Raw genomic sequence first — 1,626 nt, 5'->3', positions numbered from 1 at the left:
GCGCGCTTATCTTAGCCTTCTGCGTCCCTCCATTGTTCAAACAAAGCAGACTGGTACAGGAATCTCTACCTGTTGTCCATCGCCTACGCCTATCGGCCTCGGCTTAGGTCCCGACTAACCCTGGGAGGACGAGCCTTCCCCAGGAAACCTTAGTCATTCGGTGCACGGGATTCTCACCCGTGTTTCGCTACTCATACCGGCATTCTCACTTCTAAGCGCTCCACAAGTCCTCACGATCTTGCTTCAATGCCCTTAGAACGCTCTCCTACCATAGAACCATTGGTTCTATCCGTGGTTTCGGTATCTTGTTTAGCCCCGGTAAATTTTCGGCGCAGGACCACTCGACTAGTGAGCTATTACGCACTCTTTAAATGATGGCTGCTTCTAAGCCAACATCCTAGTTGTCTGAGCAGTCCCACATCCTTTTCCACTTAACAAGAATTTTGGGACCTTAACCGACGGTCTGGGCTGTTTCCCTTTCCACTACGGATCTTATCACTCGCAGTGTGACTCCCGGATCTACATACAGTGGCATTCGGAGTTTATCAGGATTCGGTAACCCGATAAGGGCCCCTAGTCCAAACAGTCGCTCTACCTCCACGATGCACTATCCGAGGCTAGCCCTAAAGCTATTTCGGAGAGAACCAGCTATCTCCAAGTTCGATTGGAATTTCTCCGCTACCCACACCTCATCCCCGCACTTTTCAACGTACGTGGGTTCGGGCCTCCAGTGCATTTCACTGCACCTTCACCCTGGACATGGGTAGGTCACTTGGTTTCGGGTCGACGACGGCATACTAAACGCCCTATTCAGACTCGCTTTCGCTGCGGCTCCACCTCTTCGGCTTAACCTTGCATGACATCGTCACTCGCCGGTCCATTCTACAAAAGGTACGCCATCACCCGTAAAAGGGCTTTGACTACTTGTAAGCACACGGTTTCAGGTGCTGTTTCACTCCCCTTCCGGGGTTCTTTTCACCTTTCCCTCACGGTACTGGTTCACTATCGGTCACTAGGAAGTATTTAGGCTTGGGAGATGGTCCTCCCGGATTCCGACGGAATTTCTCGTGTTCCGCCGTACTCAGGATACCAGCTAGGTAAGATCAGATGTCGCATACGGGGCTTTCACCCTGTCTCGCGAACCATTCCAGGTTCTTCTGCTATCTTTACTCGTCCATATCGCCGGTCCTACAACCCCAAAGAGCAAGCTCTTTGGTTTGGCCTCTTCCCGTTTCGCTCGCCGCTACTCAGGGAATCGCATTTGCTTTCTCTTCCTGCAGGTACTTAGATGTTTCAGTTCCCCACGTCTACCTTCTCTCCAGCTATGTATTCACTGAAAAGATATCACCCTATGACTGGTGATGGGTTCCCCCATTCGGAAATCTTTGGATCAAAGCTCACTTACAGCTCCCCAAAGCATATCGGTGTTCGTCCCGTCCTTCGTCGGCTCCTAGTGCCAAGGCATCCACCGTGCGCCCTTGTTCACTTAACCTTGCGGTTAAGAGTATGATTATTAGCGATGAGAGTTTCATTCAAGGAACAAAACTGTTCTCAATTTGTTAATCTCGGTGTTGTTTCTTAACATGTTTGTTATTAATTCAACTATCCAGTTTTCAAAGAACAAAG

Annotated in this window: 1 rRNA gene; it reads right to left on the bottom strand. The window is 49.9% G+C overall.

Going from position 1 to position 1,626, the window contains the following annotated elements:
- Positions 1–1,492, bottom strand: a 23S ribosomal RNA gene (locus J5J05_RS01930); the annotation flags it as partial.
- Positions 1,493–1,626: the final 134 nt, after the last annotated feature.

Origin of the sequence: Marinilactibacillus kalidii, from assembly GCF_017599325.1 — a bacterium.
Lineage (GTDB): Bacteria > Bacillota > Bacilli > Lactobacillales > Carnobacteriaceae_A > Marinilactibacillus > Marinilactibacillus kalidii.
This window is presented reverse-complemented; position numbering and strand designations above follow the sequence as displayed.